Raw genomic sequence first — 837 nt, forward strand, 5'->3', positions numbered from 1 at the left:
TTACCGCCTTATTCAAGACCAAGCCCTAGCAGTGAATATTGCTATTAACAATGCGACAGAATTACGACCAGTTGAAAAAACTAACCTGCATCGACAAGTTGATCAAATTGCTAATGATGGCTGCCAGCGGTTGGGTCGGGCCAAGACTGTTGCGGCTGCCCGTAATATTATTTCCACAACCATCCAAGCATTGCATCAGCTCTTCTTGAGTCAAAGCCAGCGTGAAGAGGCTAAGGCCCAAGTTGCCGAGGTGGGTGCTAATAAAAAGCAAAGTTTTACCAAGATTGAATGGGTTGACCCAACCAGTCTTCAGGCCCAACAAGCAGCGGTTGATAAGATTGTGGCCAAGGCGAGTCGGTCAATTGATGCCGTTAAAACCAGTGAAGAATTATCAGGCCTAGTAGCGGGTGCCATCCAAAGTATTAACCGGGTGGATGATCCCGTCGTGCAGGTGGCCTATCGTCCTGCAACTGACCAGGATAAGGCCAACGCCAAGGCGGAAATCCTCGATTACGGTCAAGCAAGGAAGATGGCAATGACAGAAATTGCCCATGTTGATCCAGCCAGTTTGGACCATCAAGTAGTTTTGGTGACTCAGGCCGTTACCGCCGGTCAAGCCCAGGTGGACCAAGCCACAATCAAGGCTGACATCGACCAGGCTTTGAAAGCGGCTTTGACCGCCATTGACCAAGTTGATCAGCCAACTTTACTCGCAGACTACCAAACAGTGACCGATGCTGACCGGCAAGCCGCCATTGAAAAGATCAACCAGGCGGGTCAAGACCAAATTAACGCTTTCCAGCAGATTGACCATGTCGATCCAACCAGCCTCCAGGT

At 49.9% G+C, this 837-nt stretch carries 1 protein-coding gene; it reads left to right on the forward strand.

The features are described 5' to 3' along the window. A partial coding sequence (locus tag AOQ29_RS07720) for a hypothetical protein (protein WP_158530755.1) occupies window positions 1-837 on the forward strand: 837 nt, incomplete at both ends.

It is taken from the genome of Fructobacillus ficulneus, assembly GCF_001047075.2.
Taxonomy (GTDB): domain Bacteria; phylum Bacillota; class Bacilli; order Lactobacillales; family Lactobacillaceae; genus Fructobacillus; species Fructobacillus ficulneus.